This is a genomic window from Telmatobacter sp. DSM 110680 (genome assembly GCF_039994875.1).
Taxonomy (GTDB): Bacteria; Acidobacteriota; Terriglobia; order Terriglobales; family Acidobacteriaceae; genus Telmatobacter.
On the sequence record NZ_CP121196.1, the window covers coordinates 4,518,902 to 4,543,081 of the forward strand.

Consider the following 24,180-nt stretch of genomic DNA (forward strand, 5'->3'; position numbering starts at 1 on the left):
CAGATGGCAAAAATTCCTCTTGACAGCGCAACGGTTCGTGCTAACTTACCGTTAGTGGACGCTTACCTACAGGCCGGACTTGATGCTCTCGCCGATGCAACCCGCATGGCGATCTTTCAAAAGCTCTCTGCCGGCCCGATCGCCGTGAACGAGCTTGCCAGCATGCTCCCCGTTACGCGTCCCGCAGTATCGCAACACCTCAAGGTACTCAAGGATGTGGGCCTCGTGACCGATACCAAGACAGGAACGCGCAGGCTATATCAACTCGATCCCGAGGGCGTGGCCCGGTTGAGAGCGCACTTCGATCAGATGTGGACGAGGGCGCTAGGCGCCTTTCAGCAGGCAGCAGAAAAAGACAGCGGAGGAGGCCGTCATGCAAAAACAGGCAGAAGAACTCGATCTAAGAGTGTTTAAGAGCATTCACGTGAAAGCGCCAATCGAACGCGCTTTCGCGGTATTCGTCGAACAGATGGAGGCCTGGTGGCCGGCAACCCATCACATTGGCAAGACTCCTTTCGAGGCAATCTTCATTGAGCCGCGTGTCGGCGGCCGATGGTACGAACGCAACGTGGAAGGTGTGCAATGCGATTGGGGAAAGGTACTCAAGTGGGACCCACCGAATGCAGTGTGCCTTTCATGGCATGTGGGTCCGGGGCATGATTCCCCCGATTGGACATTCGATCCGGACATGGAAAAGGCGAGCGAGGTCGAGATTCGTTTTTGCGCGGAAGGCTCTGACAGGACTCGCGTCGAACTCGAACATCGCAAGATCGAGCGGCATGGCGAAGGAGCCGAGCAGCTTCGTGCCCTCTTTGATGGTCCCGGTGCGTGGTCAGGAATTCTCGACTGCTTCGCCAAGCGGATCGAATCGCTCTAGCATTTCCTCTTGCGGCTGGATTCGCAACAAAGGGCAAATCCAGCCGGCAAGTTCATTCCAGATTGGAGACAGCATGAAGTCCGTCCTTTATTTGCGCATTGCATCGATTCTCACGTTGATCCACTCGATTCTCCACACCATCGGCGGCGTCTTCGGGAAGCCGCCCTCCGGCCAGGCGGCAATGATTGCTGCATCAATGCGATATCGCTTCGAGGTTTTTGGAGTAATGCGCAGTTACTCCGACTTCTATCGCGGAATGGGTCTGGGCATCACTGTCGCGCTCACCATGGACGCTGCAATCTTGTGGTTGCTGGCGTCGCTGGCCAAGTCAGATTCGGCATGCCTCCGGCCCATTATGGCTGTCTTTTTGATGGGCTATCTGGCGCTGGCTTTGAACTCATACACATTTTTCTTTTCCGGTCCCGTAATCGCAGAATTGCTGATTGTGTTCTGCCTGGGTGCAGCCATCTTGACTGCAAAGCACGCGGACGAGCAGGAACCTCAAAGCAAGCAATCGGGATTGAAAGCGGCACAGCTATGACGTTCGTTCCTGACCTCAATTCTTGCGTGTGAGCACCAGGTGTCATTTAAACTGGCCTTCCGCTGCTTACCGCGCGGAACACGTAGAGCCAGATTCTCCTGAGGTGATCCCTTATGAAATCAATTACCACGCGCAGAACCTTCGTAGGCGCGGGAGCCGCGGCGCTTGCGGTAGGATTTTGCGAAGTCCTGCCCGATACGGCATACGCCGACACCAGCAGACCCAACGTCCTTGGCCCACTGCCGGGCTATGCGCCACAGATTGGCACATTCGTCTCGCAGCTTACGTGGATGCGCGAAGTTAATGGCGTGCTCGCCGCGACAAAAGGACTCACGCAAGCTGATCTGGATTCTCTGTTCGACAAGAACGCCAACACCATTGGCGCGCTAATGCTTCACCTTGCCGCAACTGAAAAGTACTACCAGATGAATACTTTTGACGGAATGAAGTGGGATTCATGGTCCGAGGACATCAAGAAGAAATGGGATGCGGCGATGAATCTGGGCGACGCGGGTCGCGCCACCATCAAGGGTCACGATCGCGACTACTACGTCAACATCCTGCACGATGTCCGCGAGAAGACCCTGGCGGAATTCCGCAAGAAAGATGACGCATGGTTTCTGGCCGTTGACAAGAACATGGAGTGGGGGCCGACCAACAATCTCTGCAAGTGGTTTCATGTTTGCGAGCACGAAGCACACCATACCGGCCAGATTGCCCTGCTGCGTAAACGTCTCCCCGGCGCCAAACCAGATTCAGGCTCAGGGGGCGCTGCGTAGAGGGCCGTTAGTCTCTAGTTATTGGTCTCTGCCACTTCACCAGCTGTGCAACCATTCTTCATCGCGTCCAATTCGCACCGGTGCGTTGAAGAGTTCACTCAGCTTCGCCGCGGTCAGCATCTCAGCGCGCGGGCCATCTCCTACAATGCGGCCACCACTCATCAGGATTACGCGTTCGATTTCTGGAAGAATGTCGCCCAGATGGTGCGTCACTAGAACCAGGCCAGTTCCCTCCTGCGCGAGGCGGCGCAGCGTCTCGCGTAATTCGCGCTGCGCCGCAAGATCCAGTGCATTCGAAGGCTCATCGAGCAGCAACTGACGCGGACGATGCACCAGCGCCCGCGCAATCAAAATGCGCCGCTTCTCGCCTGCCGACATTTCTCCTACCAGTTGGTTTGCGAGGTAAATGGCATCGAGCCGTTCAAGAGCTTCAGCAGCACGCTCGCGCATCTCGTCCGTCACATGCAGGTTCGGCCATAGAGTGGACGCAGAGAAAAAACCTGCTATGACCGCGTCCAGTCCTGTCGTTACGGCCGTCCGCTCACCTGGCAATTCCGCGCCCATCAGCCCTGATGCAACAATGCCGAAGTGCTTGCGAAGTTGAGTCAGATCCCAGCGCTCTCGGCCGAAGATGCGGACCCGCATTCCCGGCTGTACGATGGGATAAATCTGACAGGTGATGGTAAAAATCAGGGTGGATTTGCCGCATCCATTCGGGCCCAAAATCGCAACGTGCTCACCGGCACGTATGGAGAGATTCACATCGTGTAGCACAACGTGATCACCGCGCGCCACGTTGACTTGAGCCAGTTCTAGAAACTGCTCGCCATTCCCAGCCGCTTCATTCTGGCTCTCGGCCATCGATCCTCCCCGCGTGCCCCCGTTTGTTAGATTAAATGGATTGACTCCTTTGTTTTGGTAAAGCCGCAGCACAGCCGATCCAACCAGAATTCAACTAATGAGCAACCTCTCACAATTCGTGATTCCCCGCGGCTTCCGCTTCGGAGCAACCAAAGCCGGACTGAAGCAGAGCGGCCGCACTGACTTTGCGCTGATCGTCGCGGATGCACCTGTTTCAGCAGCGGCTGCATTCACGGGAAATCGCGTCAAAGCTGCACCGCTGTTAATCGACGCAGAGCATCTTCGCGCCACAGGGGGCTACGTTCGCGTAGTCGCCATCAATGCCGGAAATGCCAACTGCGCCGCAGGCCAAGCCGGAATCGACGCCGCCCGTGCCACGTGCAAGGCTGCGGCAGAGACCTTCGGCTGCAAGCCTGAGGAAGTCTTTCCTTCCTCCACCGGCGTTATCGGGGTTCCGCTTCCAGCGGAGAAACTCGTCGCAGCACTGCCGGCCCTGGCATCCACGCTCGGCTCGCAATCCGACCATTTTCAGCAAGTCGCAGAGGCGATCATCACTACCGATACGATAGAGAAAACCGCCTTCGCACGGTTCGAAGTGCTCACTCCCGAGATCGATGGGCCGGGTGATATCCGTCAGGAAGTGCGGATAGCCGCTGTGGGTAAGGGTTCGGGAATGATTCATCCGCAACTCGTGCCGCATGCCACGATGCTGGTGTACATCCTGACTGATGCAGCTGTGGAACCGGACGTGCTGGATTCATATCTACGCGGAGCGATTGACGTCAGCTTTAACCGCATCTCCGTCGACGGCGATACCTCCACCAACGACACCGTGCTTCTGCTCGCGTCGGGGGCCAGCGGCGCGCAGGTAGGGCCTGGAAATCGCGAATTCGGAGAGGCGTTGAACCAGGTGTGCACGTCACTTGCGCGGCAGATCGTTGCAGACGGCGAAGGCGTCTCGCATGTCGTTGAACTCCGCATCCACGGCGCCACCAGCGATGCTGATGCACTACGTGTTGCCAAAGCCATCGCTCATTCGCCGCTTGTGAAAACTGCGTGGGCCGGCTGCGATCCCAACTGGGGACGGCTAATGGCTGCCATCGGCTACTCTGGTGCACAGATCGATCCAGAGGCTATCGACATTTCGTTCGGTGATCTGGCCATTTGCCGTAATGGAGGCCGCGCGGCGGATTACGATGAGAAAACTGCCCATGCCTACATTCAGCAGGCCGAGTTTTCTATTAACATCGATCTTCACCAGGGCGAGGGCTCCTGCAAGTTCTGGACTACCGACCTCACGCACGAATACATTCGGATCAACGCCGACTACACTACTTAGCATCTAACCCATCTGCAGTTGATTCATCCTCGAACGCGAAAGCAGCGCCACACAATTGCCCATGGCCAAGACCCCAAACGCAAAAACTGAACACAAAGCCAAGCCTGTTGCCGCCGAGAAGAGTTTCTCGCTGGTGTCGAATGAGAAACTGCTCGCCATCTATACAGCGATGGTGAAGTGCCGCATGCTTGAGCAGCGTGCCACCTTGCTGTTTCAGCAAGGCAAGCTGGATTCTGATCTGCACGCATCGGCGGGACGCGAGGCGGCCTCGGCAGGCATCGCCATCGATCTGCAGCCCAATGACACGCTCGGCATTTTGCCGGGAGAATGGCTTCCCGCATTTGTAAAGGGCGTTACACTCGACAATCTCTTTCGGACACTGGCTCCAACGGCCGCGGAACGCAGCGGTCAGCAGGCGCTGGCTGCAGGAGATCTGGGTCTGAAAAATATTCTCACGGGCGATGAAGCACAGGTGCCAGAAACCGTCCGCGAGCGCGCCGTTGAAGCGCAGGCGGCGCAAGAAGGTGCCATCGTTGTCGCGATTCTCCCTTCGACGGCAAAGTCGCTCAAGCCGTGGCAAACGGTAATGACAGCGGCCGCTGCCCAAAAACTCCCCATCGTATTCGCACATTATGTAGGAATCGAGAGCGAAGGCAGCAACAGCGCGCCAAAAGATAAGTCGAAAAATCCTGAGGCGCTGGTCAACGGCTTGCCGGCTATCGTTGTCGACGCCGATGACGCTGTGGCCGTGTATCGCGTTGCGTATGAAGCCATCATCCGCGCAAGGCAAGGGCGTGGAGCAACCCTGTTGCGGTGTGTCGGTCGATCGGCGGTATCCACGGCCGCTAAGCCTGAGAGCGGCGGGAAATCGGGAATTCATGCGATTTCTAACGATCCCGTTTCCTCCATGGAAATCTACCTCGAGAGCAAAGGCATCGAACCAAAGGGGCACAACCGCGAGGTGGTCACATCCTTCAATCGCGACCTCGAGTTGGCTACCCGATTCCTTGATCAATAGTCAAATTAATATCGAAGAAACGTTCTTTGTCTATCTTCTGGGCAACAAAGGACATAGCGGCGCCCGGACGAACCCGAATGGTAAAGTGAGGAAATGAGCGTAAGTAAACGCGCAGCCACTGCTTCTGTCATCTCAAGCGCGATCGTGTTGACAGGAATTCTAAGTTTCAACCCATCCCCTATCGCAGCCGAAAGACCCGCAGCCGAGCAAGCCGCGTCAGACTCCAGCCGTCCAGCACCAGTATGTGAACCGGCATCGCTTGGCTCGCCTTATATCCCCGTCGACAGCTGGATATATCCGGCGATTCTGCGGCTTTACGGCCTGGGCTACGTAGACAACGTCTTTTTGGGCTTGCGACCGTGGACGCGTGCCAGCGTCGACCACATGCTTGAGCAGGTCGGGGCACGCATTGACGATGCACAAGACTCTAACGATCCAGCCACGAACGAAGCGCAGGAAATCTATGAGGCGATCAACGGTGAGCTTCATCCCGACGTGCAGGGACCCTGCCGCACCTTCCAGGGCAAGACGCGAATTGAGTCAGTCTACTCAGCGTCCCGTTACATTACGGGAACTCCGCTGGATGACAGCTTTCACCTTGGTCAGACCGTGATCAATGACTACGGACGTCCATTTCAAAATGGATTCAACAACTACAGCGGCGCTAGTGGATACGCTTCGGCTGGCCGGTTCACGCTTTACGCACGCGGGGAGTTTCAGGGATCGCCATCAGCGACCGGCTATTCACCAGCAATGGCACAGATTCTTTCGGGCGTCGACAATGCACCGTTCCTAAACCCTGTTACTGGACTTCCATATAACCAGGCGACCATTCCCATGGGCCCCATCGACTCAAAGGTGCGAGGTCGCGTAATTGAAGCCTATGCATCTGCGCATGTGCTGAACCACGAAATTTCGTTCGGCAAACAGGACGACTGGACTGGACCCGGAATGGGAGGAGCTTTCGCATATTCCAACAACGCTGAGAATATCTATTCCTTCCGCATCAATCGAGTTGAGCCCCTGCACATCCCCGGTCTTTCGTATCTCACTGGACCTTTCCGCTACGACTTTCTGGTTGGCTCTCTCAAAGGCCACAGTCTGCCTAACGACCCGTGGGTTCACGTGGAGAAACTTAGCTTCCGGCCAACGGAGAATCTCGAATTTGGTTTTGAACGCACCGTGATCTGGGGTGGCAAGGGACACGCTCCCATCACCCTGCACACCTTTCTCAAGAGCTTTTTCAGCTTTTCCGCTGTGAATGCAACGGAAAAATTCAGTCGCAACGATCCTGGTGCTCGTTTTGGATCGTTCGACTTTTCCTATCGCGTACCGGGTATGCGCAAATGGCTGACCCTGTATACCGATGGCGAGGTACACGACGACATTTCCCCCATCGATGCGCCGCGCCGCGCCTCCTGGCGTCCAGGACTTTATCTTTCGCATGTTCCCGGTGTGCCGAAGCTTGATATCCGTGCAGAAGCCGCCACTACCGATCCGCCGGTTTCTACAAGCGTAGACGGCCGCTTCATGTATTGGGAGACCATCCAGGTGCAGGGCTACACCAACAACGGCCAAATCTTCGGCGACTGGATTGGGCGCGAAGGCAAAGGTGGGCAGGGATGGCTTACCTACCATCTCAGCGGCAATGAATGGATCCAGGTCGGCCTGAGAAATCAGAAAACCGCCAAGGACTTTATTCCCGGATCGACAACGCTGACAAAACCCGGTACGCCTTATCCGATAGAGGGTGGCTCTACCTTGAACGACATCAATTTCCAGGCCGTGAAGCGCATCGGCAAGGACTTCGAAATCAATGGCAACTTCGCGCTCGAACATTGGAAGGCGCCGATCTACCTGCCGGGGCAGCAGACCGTGACCACCACAACGATCAAGCTTACCTGGTTCCCCGAACGCAAGGTCAGCTTCTGATACCAACCCGTCGCATTGGCCCGGATCAAGCGCTATCCGGGTCGATCACTTCTTGAATCTAGCCGTCGTATTTGCCTGTTGCTAATATTTCTGCATGCTTGCCCACCGACTAGTCCCGATCCTGAATGTGTCGAACATCCAGGAGAGTTTTGGCTGGTTTGAAAAGCTCGGCTGGAAGAAGGGATGGGACTGGGGTGATCCACCGACCTTCGGCGGAGTCTGCTCGGGCGCGTGCGAAATCTTTCTCTGCGAAAACGCACAAGGCGGCCGCGGGAAGAGCGCCGTCGCCATGACCTTCGGACCGCGCGGCGACGAAGAAGGCGATAAAGGCGTTTGGATGTCGATCTGGATCGAAGACGTCGATGCCGCGTTCCAGCATTGCCAGGCAGAGAACATTGAAGTCACCTGGCCTCCTACGAACATGCCGTGGGGTGTGCGCGAGATGCACGTACGCCATCCAGATGGCCACGTTTTCCGGCTCAGCCAGGGGATTGAAGAAGACCCGGAATAATCGCACGCAGCTGGCGGTCGCTTGAGCCCAATACAATCAATCCACATCCAATGGATATGAGCTTCCCCGACGCCGCTTCCCTCAACTCCCTAACGGAGCTCTCTTCCGAGGCCGCAACCGACTCAAATCGAAGCGCGGCGCCCGTCCATTTCGGTTTTCAGAACACCTATGCACGCCTGCCAGAGCGGTTCTTTTCGCGGCTGGCCCCGACCCCGGTGGCTGCGCCGCAGCTGGTGAAGGTGAACGTAGAACTGGCACGGAGCCTTGGTATTGATCCCGATGCGCTGTCGAGCACGGTAGGCGTCGAGATTTTGGCAGGTAACAAGATCGCCGAAAGTTCGGAGCCAATCGCGTTGGCCTACGCGGGTCACCAGTACGGGTATTTTGTACCGCAGCTTGGAGACGGCCGCGCCATCCTGCTTGGCGAGGTAGTAGGCGAAGGCGGCGAGCGCTACGACATCCAGTTGAAAGGCTCGGGGCCGACACCCTTTTCGCGGCGCGGCGACGGTAGAGCAGCGCTCGGACCGGTTTTGCGGGAGTACATCGTAAGTGAAGCAATGTCCGCTCTGGGCGTGCCGACCACGCGCGCCCTCGCTGCAGTGATCACTGGAGAACGCGTGCTACGCGAGACGGTGTTGCCGGGAGCCATTTTTACGCGAGTTGCCGCTAGCCACCTGCGCGTCGGCACCTTTCAATATTTCGCCGCACGACAGGACATCGACGGGTTGCGCACTCTGGCCAACTACGCAATCGCACGGCATTACCCTGATGCATCGAAGGCAGCACGCCCGATCCGCGCACTGCTTGATAACGTGATCGCGCGACAGGCCAAATTGATGGCGCAGTGGCTAATGATCGGCTTCGTCCATGGTGTGATGAATACCGACAACACATCGATCTCCGGGGAGACCATCGACTACGGCCCATGCGCATTTATGGAGGCATACGATCCCGCTACGGTGTTTAGCTCGATCGACGCGAATGGACGCTATGCTTACGGCAATCAACCCCGTATCGCTCATTGGAACGTGACGAGGCTGGCTGAGGCGTTGTTACCGGTGATTGCAGAGGAGGCTGGCAGCGAAGAAGCCGCCGTGGCCGCGGCCAACGAAGCGCTCGCTGCTTTCGAGCCCCAGTTTGAAGCCGCTCGCCTCACGGGCCTTCGCCGCAAACTCGGCATGTTTACCGAGAGCGAGGAAGACGCTGCGCTGGCAGAGAATTTGCTGGAACGCATGAGAGTTAACGGTGCTGACTTTACATTGACGTTTCGGCGACTGTGCGATGCGGCGGGCGGTGTCAAGAACGATGCCGGAGTGCGTGAGCTGTTCACTGATTCCGATTCCTATGATGCATGGGCTACGAAGTGGCGACAAAGATTGGAAAAAGAATCCATCACGGCGGAGAAGCGAGTCGAGGCGATGCGCAAAGCAAATCCGGCATTCATTCCGCGCAACCACATGGTAGAAGCGGCGCTCAACGCTGCAATCAGCAGGCAGGATTTCCATCCCTTCGAGGAGCTTCTCGATGTGCTCTCCCGGCCCTACGAAGACCGCTCTGACATGGCTCGTTACTCAGTACCGGCAAAACCGGAAGAGCGAGTTTGCCAGACTTTTTGCGGCACGTAGCAGCAATTCTTTGATCGCTCAGCGCGCGCGAGGATGAGTTCGGTCGTACACCGCTTCCAACTGCGATGTGGTGAGCTGCGTGTACCGCTGCGTCGTCGACAGGCGCTCATGCCCGAGCAGTTCCTGGATGGCACGTAGGTCTGCGCCCTCTTCGAGCAGATGCGTGCCGAACGCGTGACGCAACGTATGAGGATGCACGTCGGCCGACAGGCCCCGTAAAATCGCCAACCGCTTCACGATTCTGCCGACGCTGCGCGTGGTCAGACGCGCTTCTCCACCGGGCTTGCCGAGCCCGCGCAATTGCAGACTGACAAATAATGCTGGAGTCGCTGGCCCTTTGGTCCCGAACTTCGCTTCCGACTTAGCGTTTAATCGCGCAGCGCGTTCGCCGAGATACGCGCGAAGCGCCTGGGCTGCCGCATCGCCGAGCGGTACCAGCCTTTGCTTTTGTCCTTTGCCGCGGACAAGGATAGCTTCGTTAGCCCAGTGAATATCGTTCAAATTGAGACCAGTTAATTCGGCATTACGGATGCCGCATCCGTAGAGCAGTTCCAGAATGGCCTTATCGCGCGATGGCCAGCTTGCCGCATCGTCATCCACGGTGTCCATCACGCGATTCATCTGTTCAATCGACGGCACGCGCGGTAGATGCTTGGGCAATCGCGGCGTAGCTACCAGCGAGGCCACATTCTGCTGAACATGAGCAGTGCGCGCCAGCCACTTGAACCAGCTGCGAATTGCTGCAAGGGCGCGTGCGGTTGAAGCTTTCGACAATCCGCGTTCCAGCAGCAAGCCGAGGTAGGTACGAATGTGGAGATGTTCGATCTGATCCGCCGAAACAATGGCAGCGTGACGCTCCGCAAGGTACACCGCAAAATCCATCAGCTCGCGGCGATACGCACGCAGCGTGTGTTCTGAAGAGCCTCGCTCATTCTGAAGCATGCGCAGGTACTCGTCCACGAGACCGGCAAGCGGCGGCGGAGTGGTCGGAACCGTCAAGTCCTGCTCAGCGTCGCTGATGATCATTCCTGTTCCTCGTGACTCGCATGATCCTTGAGCTCGACATGTTTCTTGCCTTTGCCCCCGTGAATAATGCGCAGTGAGCTACCCTTCACGGCAACGTCCGTCGAGGTCTCTTCGGCTCGTATCTTTGCCTTTGAGCGGGGATGATGCTCGCGGTGAACTGCCTTTAACCTGCCCAGCGCCAAGTGGGTATACACCTGCGTAGTGGAAATATCCGCGTGCCCCAACATCATTTGCACACTGCGCAAATCCGCGCCATGCTCCACCATGTGCGTGGCACAACTATGTCGCAACTTGTGCGGGCTCGCATCCTTATTCGCCATCTTGACGAGGTGCCAGACCCATTGCCGTGTCAGCGGCATTCCTCGCAGTGATAGAAAAAGACGCGTCGCATCCTGGCGGGTCAAATTTGTTTTCCGTTTTGTACTGATGCGTGCGAGGTGCGGTCTCCCCAGACGCAGGTAAGTCTCCAATACCTGTACGGCGGTGCGCCCCAGCGGAACAATCCGCTCCTTGTCGCCCTTGCCACGCACCATTACGCGACCAGCATCCAATGCCAGATCGCTGGTGCCTAGCCCGGTAATCTCCGAGACGCGCAACCCGCCCGCATACAGCAGTTCCAGAATTGCCTGGTCGCGGAATGCCGTGGCCTGCGCCTGCGGATGCGATGCAACCATGGCAGCGCGCTCCAACATCTCCGCCACTTCGGGCTCCGCCATCGACTTCGGCAGTACCTTCCAGGCCTTGGGCGATTCGATGTTCAGCGTGGGATCGTGATGGATTCGCTTATCGAGAAGCAGCCACTTGTAAAATCCGCGCAGACAACTGAGCTTTCGCGCCGCGCTTCGCGAGTCGATTGAGTGCTCTCTCAGATGTTCGAGGAACGCTGCAACGTCCTGCTGCGCCGCGGTGACTAAAACTCCCTGCCTGCCCTCAAGGAACTCGGCAAACGTCTTCAGATCGCCGTCATAGGCCTCGCAGGTGAGTGGACGCAGCCCTTTTTCCACGCGAAGATATGCCTGATAGTCCTTCAAGAGCCCGAGGTTGTTTTCAACGCCCACAGGTCTGATTATCTGCTTGTAAGCAGGTGACTTGAGTTTTCTCGCGGAGTTACCGAACCTCGTTCATCAAGGCATCAAGTTCGTTAACGCATTTTTCATTTTCGTGGTTGCTCGTCACTGACGAAGGGCGGACTGAATTGCGCGTTCCATTGCGTTCAGATTGGTCTCGCCCTTGAACTCTGCGAGGACCCTGCCTTCCCGATCAAGCAGGTAAGTCACAGGAAGGCCAAGAAGGCCGCCATATTCTTCTCCGAGCTGCGCGTCGCCCATCACAACTGGAAAATCAAGCTGCAACCGGCGGACGGTTTTGCGCACCGGCGCCGCGGTGTCATCCATTGAGACTGCCAGCACGTTGAATCCCTGGGCTCCATACTTCTTCTGCCAGGCTACAAACTTCGGCAGTTCAACCTGGCAACCTGCGCACCACGTCGCCCAGAAATCGAGTAACACCACTTTGCCGCGATACTGCTCCAGAGCAATTTTTCGCCCCGACAAATCATTGCGAACAAATACCGGAGCTGGCTTGTGAACAAGTTCCCGCGACACCTGGGCGCCGGAGAAGTGCGCGACCATCATCGCCATGCAGATTGTCCATCGAAGATATTTGAGAAAGCCCATGCTCGGACGGCGGCAATCGTTCAACCGCTACTCGCCCTTCTCTGTCGGGTAGCCCTTTGCCACCCAGTCGTCGCCGAAATTGTTCGCGATGTAGAGTGCCTTCACGTTGGTGAACCCGAGATCGTGGAGTTGCTTGTAGGCTGGCCCAATGTTGGGACACTTACTCCATGGGCAGCAACCGCAATAAATCACGATGAGTTGCTTTTTTGAGAGTGGCGCCGAAAATTTCTTCAGCAGGATCATCCCATTTGCCTGTGAGCCCGGGCCCGCGAATCCAGCATTGGGAATATGCGCCTGCTGGAACATAACGAACGAACCTACCTGAAGCACGACAGGGCGATCGCCAAAACCTGGCTTTACCAGGCGCGCCAGTTCGGACGGCTGGATCAGGTCGGATTGCGGAACGGTGGTGGCGCTGAGAGGCACAGGATTTGAGGATTGAGCGCGGGCCCCTGCTGCCAGAGACAAGCCGATAAACGCAATGAAGACAATAACCTTCGACGAAAAACTAAGACGCATCATAACTCCTGGGGTAACCATTCATTCTAACGCTGTGCCCTCTCGCAGGGCTTATCGACGAAAATAGAGTTGGACACTAAACAAAGGATCGAAAACGCTTGTCATCTACGCAACAGGTTGAAAGCACTCGCTGGACCGCCGAACAACTCGAAAAGCTCGTTCTCCAAGCCGAGCCCAAAATCGCCATCTTCGATTGCGATGGCACCCTCTGGAACGGCGACTCCGGTTACGGATTTATGGTGTGGTCGCTCGAACAGGGTCTTGTATCGCGCTCCACCACGGATTGGATGGACACTCGCTATCGCGCTTACGTCGCCGGCAAGGTAAGTGAGTTGCAGATCTGCGGCGAGATGGTGCAGATTTACTCCGGACTGCGAGAGCAGGAACTTCGCAAGGCTGCCGCGAGCTACTTCAACGAGCACGTGCAACCTCATATCTTCGCCGAGGTTGCGGCTTTGGTGGCGAAGCTGCGCAATGCCAACGTCGAACTGTGGGCCGTCAGCTCCACCAACAAATGGGTCGTGAGCGAAGGCGTCCGATCCTTCGGCATCCCTGAGGAGCGCGTCCTAGCCGCCGAAGTCAAAGTCCTTGATGGCCTGATTACCGCAGAATTGGTTGACGTGCCTACCGGTCCCGCAAAAGCGACTGCCTTGCGGCGCGTCGGCATTCCCCGCCCCGATGCGGTGTTCGGAAACTCCCTTCATGACTTGGCGATGCTGGAGATTGCAGCAAATGCATTTCCTGTGAATCCATCGTCTGCTCTGCTTACGGAATGCGCGAAACGCGGCTGGGGATATTTTCGTCCGCGCGAAGCTGCCGAAGCGCCGCCTGTCATTGCCGGAGAATAAAACTCGCTCTAACTCACTGCACAAAATTACTTTGCCGTCATTTCAGCGCATGAAATCCGGAGCGTTAGCCGTCACTTCCTCGATCGAAGCAACCGTTTACACTAGATTTGTGGAAGAACCGCAGCCCATCCCAAATTCGCGCCCCGCGGGTCCAGCGCTTCGTTTTGTTGTCGCGGGGCTTCTTGTTCGCGACGGGCTGGTCCTCATTTGCCAGCGCCGCGCCGACCAGCCGATGGCGCTGCAATGGGAATTCCCTGGCGGAAAGATTGAATCAGGCGAAAGCCCCGAGCAAGCCCTGGTCCGCGAATTGCAGGAAGAGCTTGGTATTCGCGCCACCATCGGACCGCGTGTAACCCACATCCGCCATAACTACCGTCATGGAGGCGCCGTCGACTTGCAGTTCTTCGCGATTCCCTCTTTCGAGGGCGAGCTCGAAAACAAAATCTTCCATCAATTCAAATGGGTCAAGCTCGAAGAACTTCCCGAGTACGAATTCCTCGCGGCCGACCGTGGACTCATCCGCGATCTTGCCGCGGGCAAGCTGCTCTAGTCCACAACATCCCCTTCACGGCAACCGCCCGAATTTCTGGAATATGATGGTTCGTTCCGTCGAAATATAGACCATCTGTTCCAGAGGGCTTGCATAATGAAATTTCGGTTGCGATTTGTTCTGATCGCTGCAGCTTCGCTTTTGATGTTCAGCATCTTCTCGTCGGCACAAACTACCAACTGTCTCGGCTCCTCTGATGAAGCAGCCACAACCGAGATGAATTTGGGAGTCGAAGCCTACAAAAGCGCTCGCTACTCCGAGGCAATCGATCATTTTCAGAAAGCCACCAAGGTGGCGCCGTGTCTCACCATGGCGCGGGCCTATTTGGCCACCGCGCTGGCGCAGAATGTGGTGCCCGGTCTTGATACGCCCGAAAATTTAAAAACAGCCAGTGACTCCATCGAGAACTTCGCGCTAGTGCTCGCACAGAATTCGCACGACATCAACAGCATTAAACAGGTGGCCGCTGTTTACTTCAGCATCAAGAAGTTCGACGACGCCCGCGAATGGCAAATGAAAGTGCTGGCCGAAGATCCCAAAGACTGGGAAGCTGCGTACACTATCGGCGTAATCGACTGGACCCAGGCCCACCAACATGCATTAGCCGCACTCACCGCAGTCGGTTTGCAGGATGACGGTGAGGGCAACCGCACGGCGCCGCCTGAGGCGCTCGAATCGATAGCCCGCCAGAACAGCGCATTGGTTGAAGAAGGTCTTCAGTACCTCACTCGGGCAATCGACGAGCGACCCAACTACGATGACGCCATGGCCTATCTGAATCTCGTCTACCGCCGCAAGGCCGACATCGATTACCCGAACCCCACGCTGCGCGACGACGATGTGGCCAAGGCAAAAGAGTGGGCGCATAAAGCCATGCAGACCCGCAAAGACAATGAAGAAAAGAAGGCCGCATCGCCAGATTCATCTCAACCCTGAGAATCAGTTGCGGAGCAACAAGCCCAATTACCCCTTCGCTACTTCTTTAACAATCCCAGATCGATCAAGCTCTGAGCGGTTGCCAATACGCTGTCTTCGCGCGAACGCGGCTTCCATCCCAGAATGCGTTGCGCCTTTTCGCTGGTGGCATTCTTCCATTTGCCGAGTTCCGGAATAATCTGCTTCACGGCCGGATCACGCATAGCTGCTAGCCTCACCAGCCAGTTGGGCAACTGCCGCGTCGGAACACGCTTTGCTGCATCGCCAAGGCGTGCTTTCAAAGTGGTGGCGATCTCCTGTATCCACATGAAGTCTCCGGCTACAGCAAGGAATCGCTCGCCATTGGCCGCTGGATCTGTCATCGCTCGCAGATGCAGGTCCGCCACGTCGCGTACGTCGACGACGCCAAAACACATCCGCGGCAAGCCCGGCAGCGCGCCATCCATCATGCGCTGGACCAGCAGAATCGAGGTGGCATAATCCGGACCCAGCACAGGCCCAAAAACTCCAACGGGGTTCACAACCGACAACTCAAGTCCGCGGCCCTCGCGCGCGATAAAGTCCCACGCCGCACGCTCTGCCAGCGTCTTCGATTTTGTGTAGGGCATCACATCGGCCCCGTTGGGATCGGTCCAGTCCTTCTCGGTAAAAGTCACCTCCTGCGACGGATGCCCATAGCCGACTGCCGCAAACGAGGACGTTAGTACAACACGCTTCACTCCTGCATCGCGCGCCGCGCGCAACACCCGCAACGCTCCATCGCGCGCGGGAACAATCAACTCATCTTCATGCTTGGGCACCGAGGCCGGAAACGGCGATGCCATGTGCAGCACAAACTCGCAGCCTGCTACGGCCGCCGGCCAACCCGCATCGCTCGTCAAATCTGCTGCGACGAATTGAAGCCGGCCGCCGGTTTCGGCTCCTCCGCGCTTCAGCATGGCACGCACGTCTGCCTCGCGGGAAAGGCTGCGGACCGTCGTGCGGACTTGGTGACCAGCAGCCAACAGTTGCAGAATAGTATGGCTCGCAATAAATCCCGATCCGCCCGTAACCAAAACCGTACTCATTGTTCGCTCCTAGCCTTTCGATGCTCAAAGCGCCCTAGCGCTCCAATGCTTTTCAGCAGACCCAGGCAGAAAGCTGGTCGCAACTGGGGCATAACTGTAAACTTTGAACCGCGAACTGTCCTTAGTGGCCGGGAATCATGCCCCACAGCATCACGCCCGTCATGCCGATCACAATAAGGCTTGTACTCCACGCCACCACATTCCACAAAAACGAGTTCTTGTGCTTGCCCATCAGATCCTGGCGATTGATCAGGAGAAGCATGAGGATGATCACCACCGGCAGCAGCACGCCGTTTAACACCTGCGAAAGGATCGCGAAGTTGATCAGCTGCGCATCCGGCAATACCAGCACCGTAAGAGCGCCGCCGGCGATCAACAGCGTGTAGAGCCAATAAAAAGTAGGCGCCTCTTTAAAATTCTTGTCGACTCCCGACTCCAAGCCCAGCCCCTCGCAGACCGTGTACGACGTGGACAATGGCAGAATCGACGCAGCGAACAATGACGCATTAAAGAGCCCAAACGCAAAGAGAATAAATGCATAATCGCCCGCTAGCGGCCGCATGGCTTCGGCCGCATCCGCCGCTACCGTGATTGCCCCCATCCCGTGCACAAACAGCGTCGCCGCGCAGGCCACCACAATGAACCACGCAACAATATCCGTGAACATACTTCCGACAATTACGTCGAGCCGAGACGCTGAATAATCCTTGACGCGAATCCCCTTCTCTACCACGGAGGACTGTAGATAAAACTGCATCCACGGCGCAATCGTCGTGCCCACGATCCCGATCGCCATGTACATGTAAGCTTTCTGGCCCCACACGCTTTTGTCGGGCAACTTTACTGTCGCCAGCAGTGCATCATGCCAACTCGGTTGCGACAACACGCCCGCAAAGATGTAAGCAATGTAGACCACGGAGGCGACTAGAAAGATCTTTTCTGTGCTTTTGTAGTTCCCCTTCACGACCATGAACCACACAAGTATGGCGCAGATCGGCACGCTGAAAAACTTGTCGACATGAAACAGGTGAAGCGATCCAGCGATGCCGATGAACTCCGTCACCACATTGGTGTAGTTCACAAACACCAGCACCAACATCAGCACAAACGTAAGCCGCAATCCGAATTCTTCTCGGATAAGGTCGCTCAGGCCCTTGCCAGTGACGACACCCATACGGGCGCACATCTCCTGCACAACAATCAGCGCAAGCGTAATGGGAATCATGGTCCAGAGCAGGGAGTAGCCGTACTGCGCGCCTGCCTGGGAATAGGTGAGAATCCCGCCGGAGTCGTTATCAACGTTCGCTGTAATAAATCCGGGGCCGAGAACGGCCAGAAACAGCAGTATCCGGATTCGCCAGCGCTTCCACATGCCCTCGGGTTCCTATGGTGGGGTCATTCTTCTTCTGCCTCCACGACCATAACAGGCATCGCGCCGATTGGCGAGTGACGACCCGGCATCCATCGCCCGCTCTGAAATATGTTTGTGTTTATTTATGTACTTTGGTACATTGGTACGCATGGTACAGGAAAAACAAGAACACACCGTCGTCGAAGTTGAGCGCGTCCAGACCGGCGTACGCCTTGAAAAACGCATGCTCAAGGTCCTCAAAGGCATTGCCGAGCAGAAAGACATGACTCTTGGCGATTTGCTGGAGGGCATCGTGCTTCACGCATTCGAAGGCAAAGCGCCCTTTTCGCCGCAAACTCTTAAAGAAATCGAGCAGTTCAAATCGCTGTACGGCATGACCCTGAAAGCCGCCGACAGCCACCACCTCAAGGAGCGCAAACGATGAAATCTCCGCTGACAACTCCAGTCGCAGCATGCATTGCTGCCGCCACGGCACTTGGAATCTCTCCTTTAGGTCAGTGCGCTGTAAGTCAATCCGGCGCACCTGCACAGCAACTCCTCCGCACGCAGACGGCATTCGACATCGTCGTTTCGCTACCCTATGCGGAAGCCGCCCCACTGTTCGGGCCTGAAGGCGAGAGGCCCTGGGCGGGCAAACATTGGGATCCACAGTTTCTCCACCCGCAACCCGCGCACGACGAGCAGGGAGCCGTCTTCACAATCCGTCACGGCTCCGTGGCCGCTGTCTGGGTCAACACGCTTTTCGATCTCGAGGCGCATCACTTCCAATACGCCTACTTCATCCCCGATATCATGGTCACCACTATCGATGTGCGCTTCACGCCAACCGGCACGCGCAGCACCGGCGTCCACGTCGTCTATACACGGACGGCTCTGACGCCCGAAGGAAACGACCACGTTACCGCCTTCACCGCGACCGACAAAACCGCCGCGCAGGATTGGCAAAAAGCCATCGACGCATATCTTGCTTCTCGAAAATGAAAGGCGGCATTCCGCGCTAACGTCCGCTCCAGTAGGGAGCAATCGAAAATAGCTCAGGATAAAATCCTGGCAATCACTCCGGCACGGGCCCGCCCGTCACGTAGGGCCGCAACGAACCTTTCCTTGATGGTCTAAAACACCAAATCAACGACGGTTCAGCCCTGCTATATTGGAGAGTCTTTGCTGAGCACTCCATTTTTTCCTGCAACTAAGGAGCAGCACAATGCCCAACGAAAATCTCTCCGATAAACTCATCGCCACTGAGTCCAACGCCGCTCCGACCCGGCGCAAAATGCTCGGCAACCTAGCCGTTGCTGGGGCTCTCCTCGGCCTCAACGCCACCGGCTCAGCAGCCGCAACAACAAAGAAAACGCCCGAAGTTCCTGCTCCAACCCCGCCGCCCGCACCTGAAGCGCTCTTCTCCATGGCGCGCTTGCGCGACTACAAATGCCGGCGCTCGTCGAGTTGGGATCGCACCGGCGGCAATGCAGACTTCATGCCCGTGGAACCCGGTGCGACGGCCACTCTGCTCGACGTCAAAGGCCCCGGCGTAATCACCCACATCTGGTTCACCATCAATTCGCCGGATCCAATGCACCTGAAAAACCTGGTTCTGCGCGCATGGTGGGACGGAGAAACTTCGCCATCCATCGAAGCTCCCATCGGTGACTTCTATGGCCTTGGGCTTGGCGAATACTTCGTGTATCAATCCGCGTTGCTCGTCGTTGCTCCCATGAAGGCGTTGAATGCTTACTTCCAGATGCCCTTCGACACCGCCGCCAAAATCACGCTCACTAATGAGGGCAAGGTCCGCACCAACAATCTCTACTACGCCATTGACTACACCGCGGTGCAAACACTGCCCGCCGGGCTGGGCCGCTTCCATGCCCAATATCGCCAGGCTGCACCATGCAAAAAATCAGCCAATGGCGACAAAAACTTAAACGGCCAGGACAACTACATCTTCCTCGAAGCTACCGGTCGCGGTCATTTTGTAGGCGTGACGCAAGCAGTCGAGCAGAACGCCGACGGCTGGTTCGGCGAAGGCGACGATATGTTCTTCATTGACGGAGACACGCAGCCCACCATTAACGGCACCGGAACTGAGGATTACTACAACGGTGCATGGGACTTTTATGGCAGCGCATTCGCCAATATGCGGCAGGGCGCGCCATACATCGTTGATCCCGAGCGCACCGGTGGCCGCTACTGCCTCTACCGCTGGCACACAGAAAGCTTCATCACCTTTGACAAATCCATCAAGGCGACCATTGAGCACGGCCATGCCAACGATCGCGCCGACAACTTCTATTCTGTCGCTTACTGGTACCAGACCGAGCCCCATGCTGAATTCCCCGCGCTTCCACCTTCCGAGGTACGCGTGCCCAAGGTAGTGATGTCGAGCTAATCGCGCTGGTTAGACAACCAGAAAGTCGTCGTAATTTGATAAGGCAAATGCGCAAAAGCGCAAATCCGTATCGCTTTCCGTTGTGGTGCGTCGAATCTGCATCCTAGTTACGAGGGACGTCGATTCTGCCATGCCACCAAAGCGAATAACCCGTCGTGAAATGTTGAAATTGGCTGCCGCAACCGGAGCAGCAGGCCTTACCGGCTCGATGCTGACCAGTTGCGGCGGGCGCCCCGCGATTCCTACGCCAACCGGAACCTCGACTTGCGCCAAGGTCACGGATATTGATCACGTCGTCATCTATATTCAGGAAAATCGCTCGTTCGATCACTATTTCGGCAGCTACAAGGGCGCCCGCGGATTCTCAGACGCAAGCTCGGCCTTCAATCAGCCCTATCCTGGAAACACTTCTAGTTCCCCGGCGGGCGTGCTGCTTCCCTTCCATCTCGACACAACGCAGACCAACGCCGCCTGCACCCACGACATCACGCACGATTGGATTCCGCAGCACCAGAGTTGGGACAACGGTGCCATGGACGGCTTCGTCACGTCGCGGCTTCCCATCAACGCCAACGACGCCCTGTTGTCCATGGGTTATTACAACCGCGCAGATCTGCCCTATTACTACGCCGTCGCCGATGCATTCACTTTATGCGACAACTACTGCTGCTCCGTCATCGGCCCTACCGATCCCAATCGCCTCTATACGATGGCCGCATCCATTGATCCTGACGGCAAAAACGGAGGTCCGCTGCTGCAGACTCTGGTATCGAATCGGCCTTCGATGTTGGGCAAACTGACTTACACCACGATGCCCGAGCAACTGCAGGCGCGCGGTATCTCGTGGAAGGTTTATTCATCGCCCGATTCCAGTGCATTCGGCGCGCTCGAAACCGACAACGTACTTCCTTATTTCAAAAATTTCCAGGACCCCACAACGACGCTGTATCAGAACGCTTTCAATCCGCAGTTCCCCACTGACTTTGTCGCCGACGCGCTCTCCGGAAACCTGCCGCAGGTCTCGTGGATCATCGGATCGGTGATTACTTCCGATCATCCACCGTCGCCGTCACTGTTCGGCGAAAACACACTCTCTGTCATCATCGCCGCGCTTACCGCCAACCCAGCGGCATGGGCAAAAACCGTTCTGTTTTCAACTTATGACGAGAATGGGGGCTTCTTCGATCACGTCCCGCCGGTCACCCCGCCACCAGGAACGGCCGGCGAATATATCACCGCCGCCGCAGTCCCCGATCCGACGGTCCAAGGCTCAATCAACGGTCCCATCGGACTGGGCTTCCGTGTTCCTATGATGATCATCTCGCCATTCAGCCGCGGCGGATTCATCTCCTCAGATCTCTTCGATCACACGTCGGTCCTTCGCTTCCTCGAGACGCGCTTCGGAGCAGAAGTTCCGAATCTCTCTGCATGGCGAAGAGCGACGGTCGGTGATATGACCAGTGCGTTCAACTTCACCAAGCCGGACACGTCGATCCCCTCACTGCCCTCGACCGTCGCCGCCATTCCCACCATCATCACGGAGTGCGCCGGTAACCTCGCCGGTTTTGCGGGATACACGCTGCCTTCGCCGCAGGTTGTGCCGACGCAGGAAGCCGGAAGCCCGGTACGCCCCAGCGGAACCTGCTGAGCAGAAAAAGCTCAGTCCCCCGCCCCAACACTGCTCACCTCATTCCAGCTACTGTGTGTCACATTTGTACAGACAGCGGCTTCGCTCAATTAACGTTAGAAACGTCAGAGATTTTGTCAGGAGAGGTCATGCAATCCCTGCTGCGCGATCTTCGGTATGCCACCCGCCAACTCTGCAAATCTCCCGGATTTACCATCACGGTCATTCTCACCCTCGCGCTCGGCATCGGAGCCACAACGTCCATCTTCAGCTGCGTCTACGGGTTGCTCATTAAGTCCCTCCCGTTCCAGGATGAGCGCAGCATCATCACCCTCTCCGAAACGAACTCACAGGTAAAGGGCGCGAGCGAAGCCACCTATCTCGACTACCTCGACTGGCGAAACCAGCAGACCAGCTTCAGCCAGGTCGCCGCCTACTCCACCGTCAATCCAAGCTCCGTATCGCTTGTGATCGACGGCAAGCCCGCACAGATTCAGCGCGTTCTCGCCTCCGGCAACTTCTTCTCGCTTCTCGGAGTCTCTCCCGTGGCGGGCCGCCTCTTCGACAATCAGGACGATATCACCGGCAAAAACAACGTCGCTGTTATCAGTGCATCCGCATGGCAAACCTATTTCGGGCGTGATCGCAGCACTATCGGTCGATCCATCTCCTTGAATGGCACCAGCTACACCGTAATTGGGGTGCTTCCTTCAAACGCCTCGTTTCCGGCGGAAGGCGAAGTGTGGCTGCCTCTCTCACTTCTCGACCAACCGACACGGGCATCGCGCGTCTGGCACTCCGTCAAAGTGCTCGGCCGTCTGCGCCCGGGCGTATCCCTCTCCGCCGCGCGCTCCGACATGCAGACCGTCGCGCAACGCCTCTCCGCCGCCTATCCCGCCACCAACCGCAATGAGGGCATCGCTCTTGATCCGCTCCACGACAACTTGGTCAGCACGCTTCGCCCCGCCATGCTGTGCCTCATGGGAGCGGTGGTTCTGGTGCTCATTGTCGCGTGCGTAAACGTCGCTAATCTTCTCCTCGTGCGTGCCACCGAAAGCCGACGCGACGTAGCTGTTCGCAAGGCACTCGGCGCCAACCGCCAGCATCTCTTCCGCCAGTACCTCGCCCAAACGCTGATGCTCTCATTGCTCGGAGGGTCCCTCGGGATCCTGCTTGCCTCGATAGCTCTTCCTCTTCTGCGCGTGGCGCTCACGCATACCGAGGGGTTCGACGAATCGCTCCTCCACTCCATCAGCCTCAACTTCCCGGTGCTGCTCTTCACTTTGGCTGTATGTACGCTGACTGCATTTCTGTTTGGACTTCTCCCGGCGGCCCGCACCTCCGCTCCTTTGGTTGATATTCTCCGTTCCGGCGATCGCAGCAGCAGTCACAATCACCGCGGCCGCGCGATTCTCGTTACCACCGAAATAGCCATCGCTGTCGTCGTCGTTTTTCTCAGTACCTTAGTGGTCCGCAGCTTTCAAAAGCTGATCGCTATCGATCCCGGATTGCGCACCGATCACATCCTTACTGCCGAAATCACGCTGCCGACTCCCCGCTATGGCGATAGCAGCCCCCTCACCAATCGCTTCTACGAACAGGTCCTCGAAAACATTGTGCAATCCCACGGAGTCCTCTCCGCCGCCACTACCACGCAAGTTCCGCTCCGGCCTTCCCAGGTAATGACGCGCTTTCTCATCGAGGGCGCACCCGCTCTCGCCCCGGGCACCTTCCCCTATGCGCAAATTCGCTTCATCAGTCCCGACTACTTCCGCGCCATGGGCATCGGCCTTCTGAAAGGCAGAACCTTTACGCGCAGCGACATCGACAGCACCACAGGCTTCTTCGTAGTGAACGAATCATTCGCGCGCCACTACCTCTCCTCAAGAGATCCCATCGGCGCCAATATTCTCATCGGCGTCATGAGTCCCACTCCCAGCAAAATTCCCGTGGTGGGTGTTGTCTCGAATGCGCGCGATCTAGGCATCGACTCTGACCCTGAGCCGGAGATCTATCTTCCCGGATACGGCCTTCACGCCGTTCTGCTCGTGCGCACCACGCTTTCATCCGACGACGCTGCGACCATGGTACGAAATGCCGTTCGCGCCGCCGACCCCGCACAGCCCGTGTACCACATCGAAACCATCGACGCCGTACTCGCCGATTCCGTCGCGCGCCAACGCATGACGGCCACGCTCCTCGGTTCCTTCGCACTCATCACGCTCGTGCTCGCCGCCATCGGATCCTTCGGCGTGCTCTCCTATTCGGTCGCCCAGCGCACCCGCGAAATCGGAGTCCGGATGGCCATCGGCGCCAATCGAGGCGACATTCTTCAGCTCATCCTGCGCCAGGCAGCCGGCTCCATGGGCATCGGAATCTTCGCCGGTCTTGTCGCCGGCTTCCTCGCCGCTCGCCTCATCAATGGCCTACTCTTTCAAACCAACATCACCGATCCCCTCTCACTCGCAATCTCCATCTCCGCGCTAGTCCTGGTCACGGTCCTGGCAGCCACGATCCCCGCCCTTCGCGCCGCTTCGGTCAATCCCGTCGACGCCCTGCGTTCCGAATAAGGGTCTCAGTCCTGATATTCAAATAGACATATCTCTCCAGAGCGCTCTTCGAGGGTGCAAGAGCATGCCCGGATCTGAGTCGAACGGTCTCGCCTTGCATCGGGGAAACCGCACCCC

At 57.2% G+C, this 24,180-nt stretch carries 24 protein-coding genes; 17 read left to right on the forward strand and 7 right to left on the reverse strand.

What is annotated here, in order from left to right; all coding sequences use genetic code 11:
- Nucleotides 1-3: 3 nt before the first annotated feature.
- From P8935_RS18595 to P8935_RS18610, 4 genes are all read left to right on the forward strand, one after another.
- On the forward strand, nt 4-414 hold the full coding sequence (locus P8935_RS18595; protein ID WP_348261801.1) for a metalloregulator ArsR/SmtB family transcription factor: 411 nt from the start codon (nt 4-6) through the stop codon (nt 412-414).
- On the forward strand, nt 374-877 hold the full coding sequence (locus tag P8935_RS18600) for an SRPBCC family protein (RefSeq protein WP_348261802.1): 504 nt from the start codon (nt 374-376) through the stop codon (nt 875-877). Before P8935_RS18595 ends, P8935_RS18600 begins: the two co-directional genes overlap by 41 nt.
- A gap of 73 nt (nt 878-950) precedes the next feature.
- Complete coding sequence (locus tag P8935_RS18605; protein ID WP_348261803.1) at nt 951-1,418, forward strand: hypothetical protein; 468 nt, start codon at nt 951-953, stop codon at nt 1,416-1,418.
- Between the two features lie 113 nt (nt 1,419-1,531).
- Nucleotides 1,532-2,197, forward strand: a complete 666-nt coding sequence (locus tag P8935_RS18610; protein ID WP_348261804.1) for a DUF664 domain-containing protein — start codon at nt 1,532-1,534, stop codon at nt 2,195-2,197.
- 36 nt (nt 2,198-2,233) lie between these two features.
- On the opposite strand, the gene P8935_RS18615 is transcribed toward P8935_RS18610, so the two are convergent.
- Nucleotides 2,234-3,058: an ATP-binding cassette domain-containing protein gene (locus tag P8935_RS18615; RefSeq protein WP_348261805.1), complete on the reverse strand. Its 825-nt coding sequence runs from the start codon at nt 3,056-3,058 to the stop codon at nt 2,234-2,236.
- 97 nt (nt 3,059-3,155) lie between these two features.
- Here P8935_RS18615 and argJ point away from each other — a divergent pair, with 97 nt between their 5' ends.
- The 5 genes from argJ (at nt 3,156) to P8935_RS18640 (ending at nt 9,483) form a co-directional block, all read left to right on the forward strand.
- The gene (gene argJ, locus P8935_RS18620; RefSeq protein ID WP_348261806.1) at nt 3,156-4,397 is read left to right on the forward strand and encodes a bifunctional glutamate N-acetyltransferase/amino-acid acetyltransferase ArgJ; all 1,242 of its coding nucleotides are present in this window, start codon (nt 3,156-3,158) and stop codon (nt 4,395-4,397) included.
- A 61-nt stretch (nt 4,398-4,458) separates the two neighbouring features.
- Complete coding sequence (locus P8935_RS18625) at nt 4,459-5,415, forward strand: thiamine pyrophosphate-dependent enzyme (protein WP_348261807.1); 957 nt, start codon at nt 4,459-4,461, stop codon at nt 5,413-5,415.
- A 93-nt stretch (nt 5,416-5,508) separates the two neighbouring features.
- Entirely contained in the window at nt 5,509-7,347 is a 1,839-nt protein-coding gene (locus P8935_RS18630; RefSeq protein ID WP_348261808.1) for a capsule assembly Wzi family protein, read from the forward strand.
- 94 nt (nt 7,348-7,441) lie between these two features.
- Nucleotides 7,442-7,858: a bleomycin resistance family protein gene (locus tag P8935_RS18635; RefSeq protein WP_348261809.1), complete on the forward strand. Its 417-nt coding sequence runs from the start codon at nt 7,442-7,444 to the stop codon at nt 7,856-7,858.
- A gap of 56 nt (nt 7,859-7,914) precedes the next feature.
- On the forward strand, nt 7,915-9,483 hold the full coding sequence (locus P8935_RS18640; RefSeq protein ID WP_348261810.1) for a protein adenylyltransferase SelO: 1,569 nt from the start codon (nt 7,915-7,917) through the stop codon (nt 9,481-9,483).
- 18 nt (nt 9,484-9,501) lie between these two features.
- Here the strand turns inward: P8935_RS18640 and P8935_RS18645 are convergent, their stop codons facing one another.
- From P8935_RS18645 to P8935_RS18660, 4 genes are all read right to left on the reverse strand, one after another.
- The gene (locus P8935_RS18645) at nt 9,502-10,509 is read right to left on the reverse strand and encodes a tyrosine-type recombinase/integrase (protein WP_348261811.1); all 1,008 of its coding nucleotides are present in this window, start codon (nt 10,507-10,509) and stop codon (nt 9,502-9,504) included.
- Nucleotides 10,506-11,567 (reverse strand): tyrosine recombinase, encoded by a 1,062-nt coding sequence (locus tag P8935_RS18650; protein WP_348261812.1) that lies wholly within the window; start codon nt 11,565-11,567, stop codon nt 10,506-10,508. Before P8935_RS18650 ends, P8935_RS18645 begins: the two co-directional genes overlap by 4 nt.
- A gap of 114 nt (nt 11,568-11,681) precedes the next feature.
- Nucleotides 11,682-12,209, reverse strand: coding sequence for a TlpA disulfide reductase family protein (locus tag P8935_RS18655; RefSeq protein ID WP_348261813.1), 528 nt, complete (start codon nt 12,207-12,209; stop codon nt 11,682-11,684).
- Nucleotides 12,210-12,212: 3 nt separating this feature from the next.
- Nucleotides 12,213-12,707 (reverse strand): rhodanese-like domain-containing protein, encoded by a 495-nt coding sequence (locus P8935_RS18660; protein WP_348261814.1) that lies wholly within the window; start codon nt 12,705-12,707, stop codon nt 12,213-12,215.
- A 95-nt stretch (nt 12,708-12,802) separates the two neighbouring features.
- Here P8935_RS18660 and P8935_RS18665 point away from each other — a divergent pair, with 95 nt between their 5' ends.
- The 3 genes from P8935_RS18665 to P8935_RS18675 all read left to right on the forward strand — a co-directional run bounded on the left by P8935_RS18665 (nt 12,803) and on the right by P8935_RS18675 (nt 15,038).
- Complete coding sequence (locus P8935_RS18665; protein WP_348261815.1) at nt 12,803-13,552, forward strand: haloacid dehalogenase-like hydrolase; 750 nt, start codon at nt 12,803-12,805, stop codon at nt 13,550-13,552.
- Nucleotides 13,553-13,601: 49 nt separating this feature from the next.
- Nucleotides 13,602-14,102: a (deoxy)nucleoside triphosphate pyrophosphohydrolase gene (locus P8935_RS18670; RefSeq protein WP_348261816.1), complete on the forward strand. Its 501-nt coding sequence runs from the start codon at nt 13,602-13,604 to the stop codon at nt 14,100-14,102.
- Nucleotides 14,103-14,198: 96 nt separating this feature from the next.
- Nucleotides 14,199-15,038, forward strand: coding sequence for a hypothetical protein (locus tag P8935_RS18675; RefSeq protein ID WP_348261817.1), 840 nt, complete (start codon nt 14,199-14,201; stop codon nt 15,036-15,038).
- 38 nt (nt 15,039-15,076) lie between these two features.
- Here the strand turns inward: P8935_RS18675 and P8935_RS18680 are convergent, their stop codons facing one another.
- Together P8935_RS18680 and P8935_RS18685 are read right to left on the reverse strand one after the other, a co-directional pair.
- Nucleotides 15,077-16,105: an aldehyde reductase gene (locus tag P8935_RS18680; protein WP_348261818.1), complete on the reverse strand. Its 1,029-nt coding sequence runs from the start codon at nt 16,103-16,105 to the stop codon at nt 15,077-15,079.
- Nucleotides 16,106-16,226: 121 nt separating this feature from the next.
- Entirely contained in the window at nt 16,227-17,477 is a 1,251-nt protein-coding gene (locus tag P8935_RS18685; protein WP_348261819.1) for an Nramp family divalent metal transporter, read from the reverse strand.
- A 67-nt stretch (nt 17,478-17,544) separates the two neighbouring features.
- Here P8935_RS18685 and P8935_RS18690 point away from each other — a divergent pair, with 67 nt between their 5' ends.
- The 5 genes from P8935_RS18690 (at nt 17,545) to P8935_RS18710 (ending at nt 24,063) form a co-directional block, all read left to right on the forward strand.
- On the forward strand, nt 17,545-17,901 hold the full coding sequence (locus P8935_RS18690) for a hypothetical protein (RefSeq protein WP_348261820.1): 357 nt from the start codon (nt 17,545-17,547) through the stop codon (nt 17,899-17,901).
- Complete coding sequence (locus tag P8935_RS18695) at nt 17,898-18,458, forward strand: hypothetical protein (protein WP_348261821.1); 561 nt, start codon at nt 17,898-17,900, stop codon at nt 18,456-18,458. The genes P8935_RS18690 and P8935_RS18695 overlap by 4 nt, the downstream gene beginning before the upstream one ends.
- Before the next feature lie 223 nt (nt 18,459-18,681).
- Nucleotides 18,682-19,866, forward strand: a complete 1,185-nt coding sequence (locus tag P8935_RS18700) for a glycoside hydrolase family 172 protein (protein ID WP_348261822.1) — start codon at nt 18,682-18,684, stop codon at nt 19,864-19,866.
- A 130-nt stretch (nt 19,867-19,996) separates the two neighbouring features.
- Nucleotides 19,997-21,514 carry an alkaline phosphatase family protein gene (locus P8935_RS18705; protein ID WP_348261823.1) on the forward strand — a complete coding sequence of 506 codons (1,518 nt, stop codon included), beginning with the start codon at nt 19,997-19,999 and terminating at the stop codon, nt 21,512-21,514.
- A 128-nt stretch (nt 21,515-21,642) separates the two neighbouring features.
- Nucleotides 21,643-24,063, forward strand: coding sequence for an ABC transporter permease (locus P8935_RS18710; RefSeq protein ID WP_348261824.1), 2,421 nt, complete (start codon nt 21,643-21,645; stop codon nt 24,061-24,063).
- Nucleotides 24,064-24,180 lie beyond the last annotated feature (117 nt).

What these genes read in the sequence shown, in the direction of transcription:
- P8935_RS18700 (WP_348261822.1), top strand. Translation starts at nt 18,682, where the DNA reads ATGCCCAACGAAAATCTCTCCGATAAACTCATCGCCACTGAGTCCAAC.
- P8935_RS18680 (WP_348261818.1), bottom strand. Translation starts at nt 16,105, where the DNA reads ATGAGTACGGTTTTGGTTACGGGCGGATCGGGATTTATTGCGAGCCAT.
- P8935_RS18660 (WP_348261814.1), bottom strand. Translation starts at nt 12,707, where the DNA reads ATGATGCGTCTTAGTTTTTCGTCGAAGGTTATTGTCTTCATTGCGTTT.
- P8935_RS18640 (WP_348261810.1), top strand. Translation starts at nt 7,915, where the DNA reads ATGAGCTTCCCCGACGCCGCTTCCCTCAACTCCCTAACGGAGCTCTCT.
- P8935_RS18625 (WP_348261807.1), top strand. Translation starts at nt 4,459, where the DNA reads ATGGCCAAGACCCCAAACGCAAAAACTGAACACAAAGCCAAGCCTGTT.
- argJ (WP_348261806.1), top strand. Translation starts at nt 3,156, where the DNA reads ATGAGCAACCTCTCACAATTCGTGATTCCCCGCGGCTTCCGCTTCGGA.
- P8935_RS18635 (WP_348261809.1), top strand. Translation starts at nt 7,442, where the DNA reads ATGCTTGCCCACCGACTAGTCCCGATCCTGAATGTGTCGAACATCCAG.
- P8935_RS18595 (WP_348261801.1), top strand. Translation starts at nt 4, where the DNA reads ATGGCAAAAATTCCTCTTGACAGCGCAACGGTTCGTGCTAACTTACCG.
- P8935_RS18675 (WP_348261817.1), top strand. Translation starts at nt 14,199, where the DNA reads ATGAAATTTCGGTTGCGATTTGTTCTGATCGCTGCAGCTTCGCTTTTG.
- P8935_RS18600 (WP_348261802.1), top strand. Translation starts at nt 374, where the DNA reads ATGCAAAAACAGGCAGAAGAACTCGATCTAAGAGTGTTTAAGAGCATT.
- P8935_RS18670 (WP_348261816.1), top strand. Translation starts at nt 13,602, where the DNA reads ATGAAATCCGGAGCGTTAGCCGTCACTTCCTCGATCGAAGCAACCGTT.
- P8935_RS18705 (WP_348261823.1), top strand. Translation starts at nt 19,997, where the DNA reads ATGCCACCAAAGCGAATAACCCGTCGTGAAATGTTGAAATTGGCTGCC.
- P8935_RS18610 (WP_348261804.1), top strand. Translation starts at nt 1,532, where the DNA reads ATGAAATCAATTACCACGCGCAGAACCTTCGTAGGCGCGGGAGCCGCG.
- P8935_RS18695 (WP_348261821.1), top strand. Translation starts at nt 17,898, where the DNA reads ATGAAATCTCCGCTGACAACTCCAGTCGCAGCATGCATTGCTGCCGCC.
- P8935_RS18615 (WP_348261805.1), bottom strand. Translation starts at nt 3,058, where the DNA reads ATGGCCGAGAGCCAGAATGAAGCGGCTGGGAATGGCGAGCAGTTTCTA.
- P8935_RS18630 (WP_348261808.1), top strand. Translation starts at nt 5,509, where the DNA reads ATGAGCGTAAGTAAACGCGCAGCCACTGCTTCTGTCATCTCAAGCGCG.
- P8935_RS18710 (WP_348261824.1), top strand. Translation starts at nt 21,643, where the DNA reads ATGCAATCCCTGCTGCGCGATCTTCGGTATGCCACCCGCCAACTCTGC.
- P8935_RS18605 (WP_348261803.1), top strand. Translation starts at nt 951, where the DNA reads ATGAAGTCCGTCCTTTATTTGCGCATTGCATCGATTCTCACGTTGATC.
- P8935_RS18645 (WP_348261811.1), bottom strand. Translation starts at nt 10,509, where the DNA reads ATGATCATCAGCGACGCTGAGCAGGACTTGACGGTTCCGACCACTCCG.
- P8935_RS18685 (WP_348261819.1), bottom strand. Translation starts at nt 17,477, where the DNA reads ATGTGGAAGCGCTGGCGAATCCGGATACTGCTGTTTCTGGCCGTTCTC.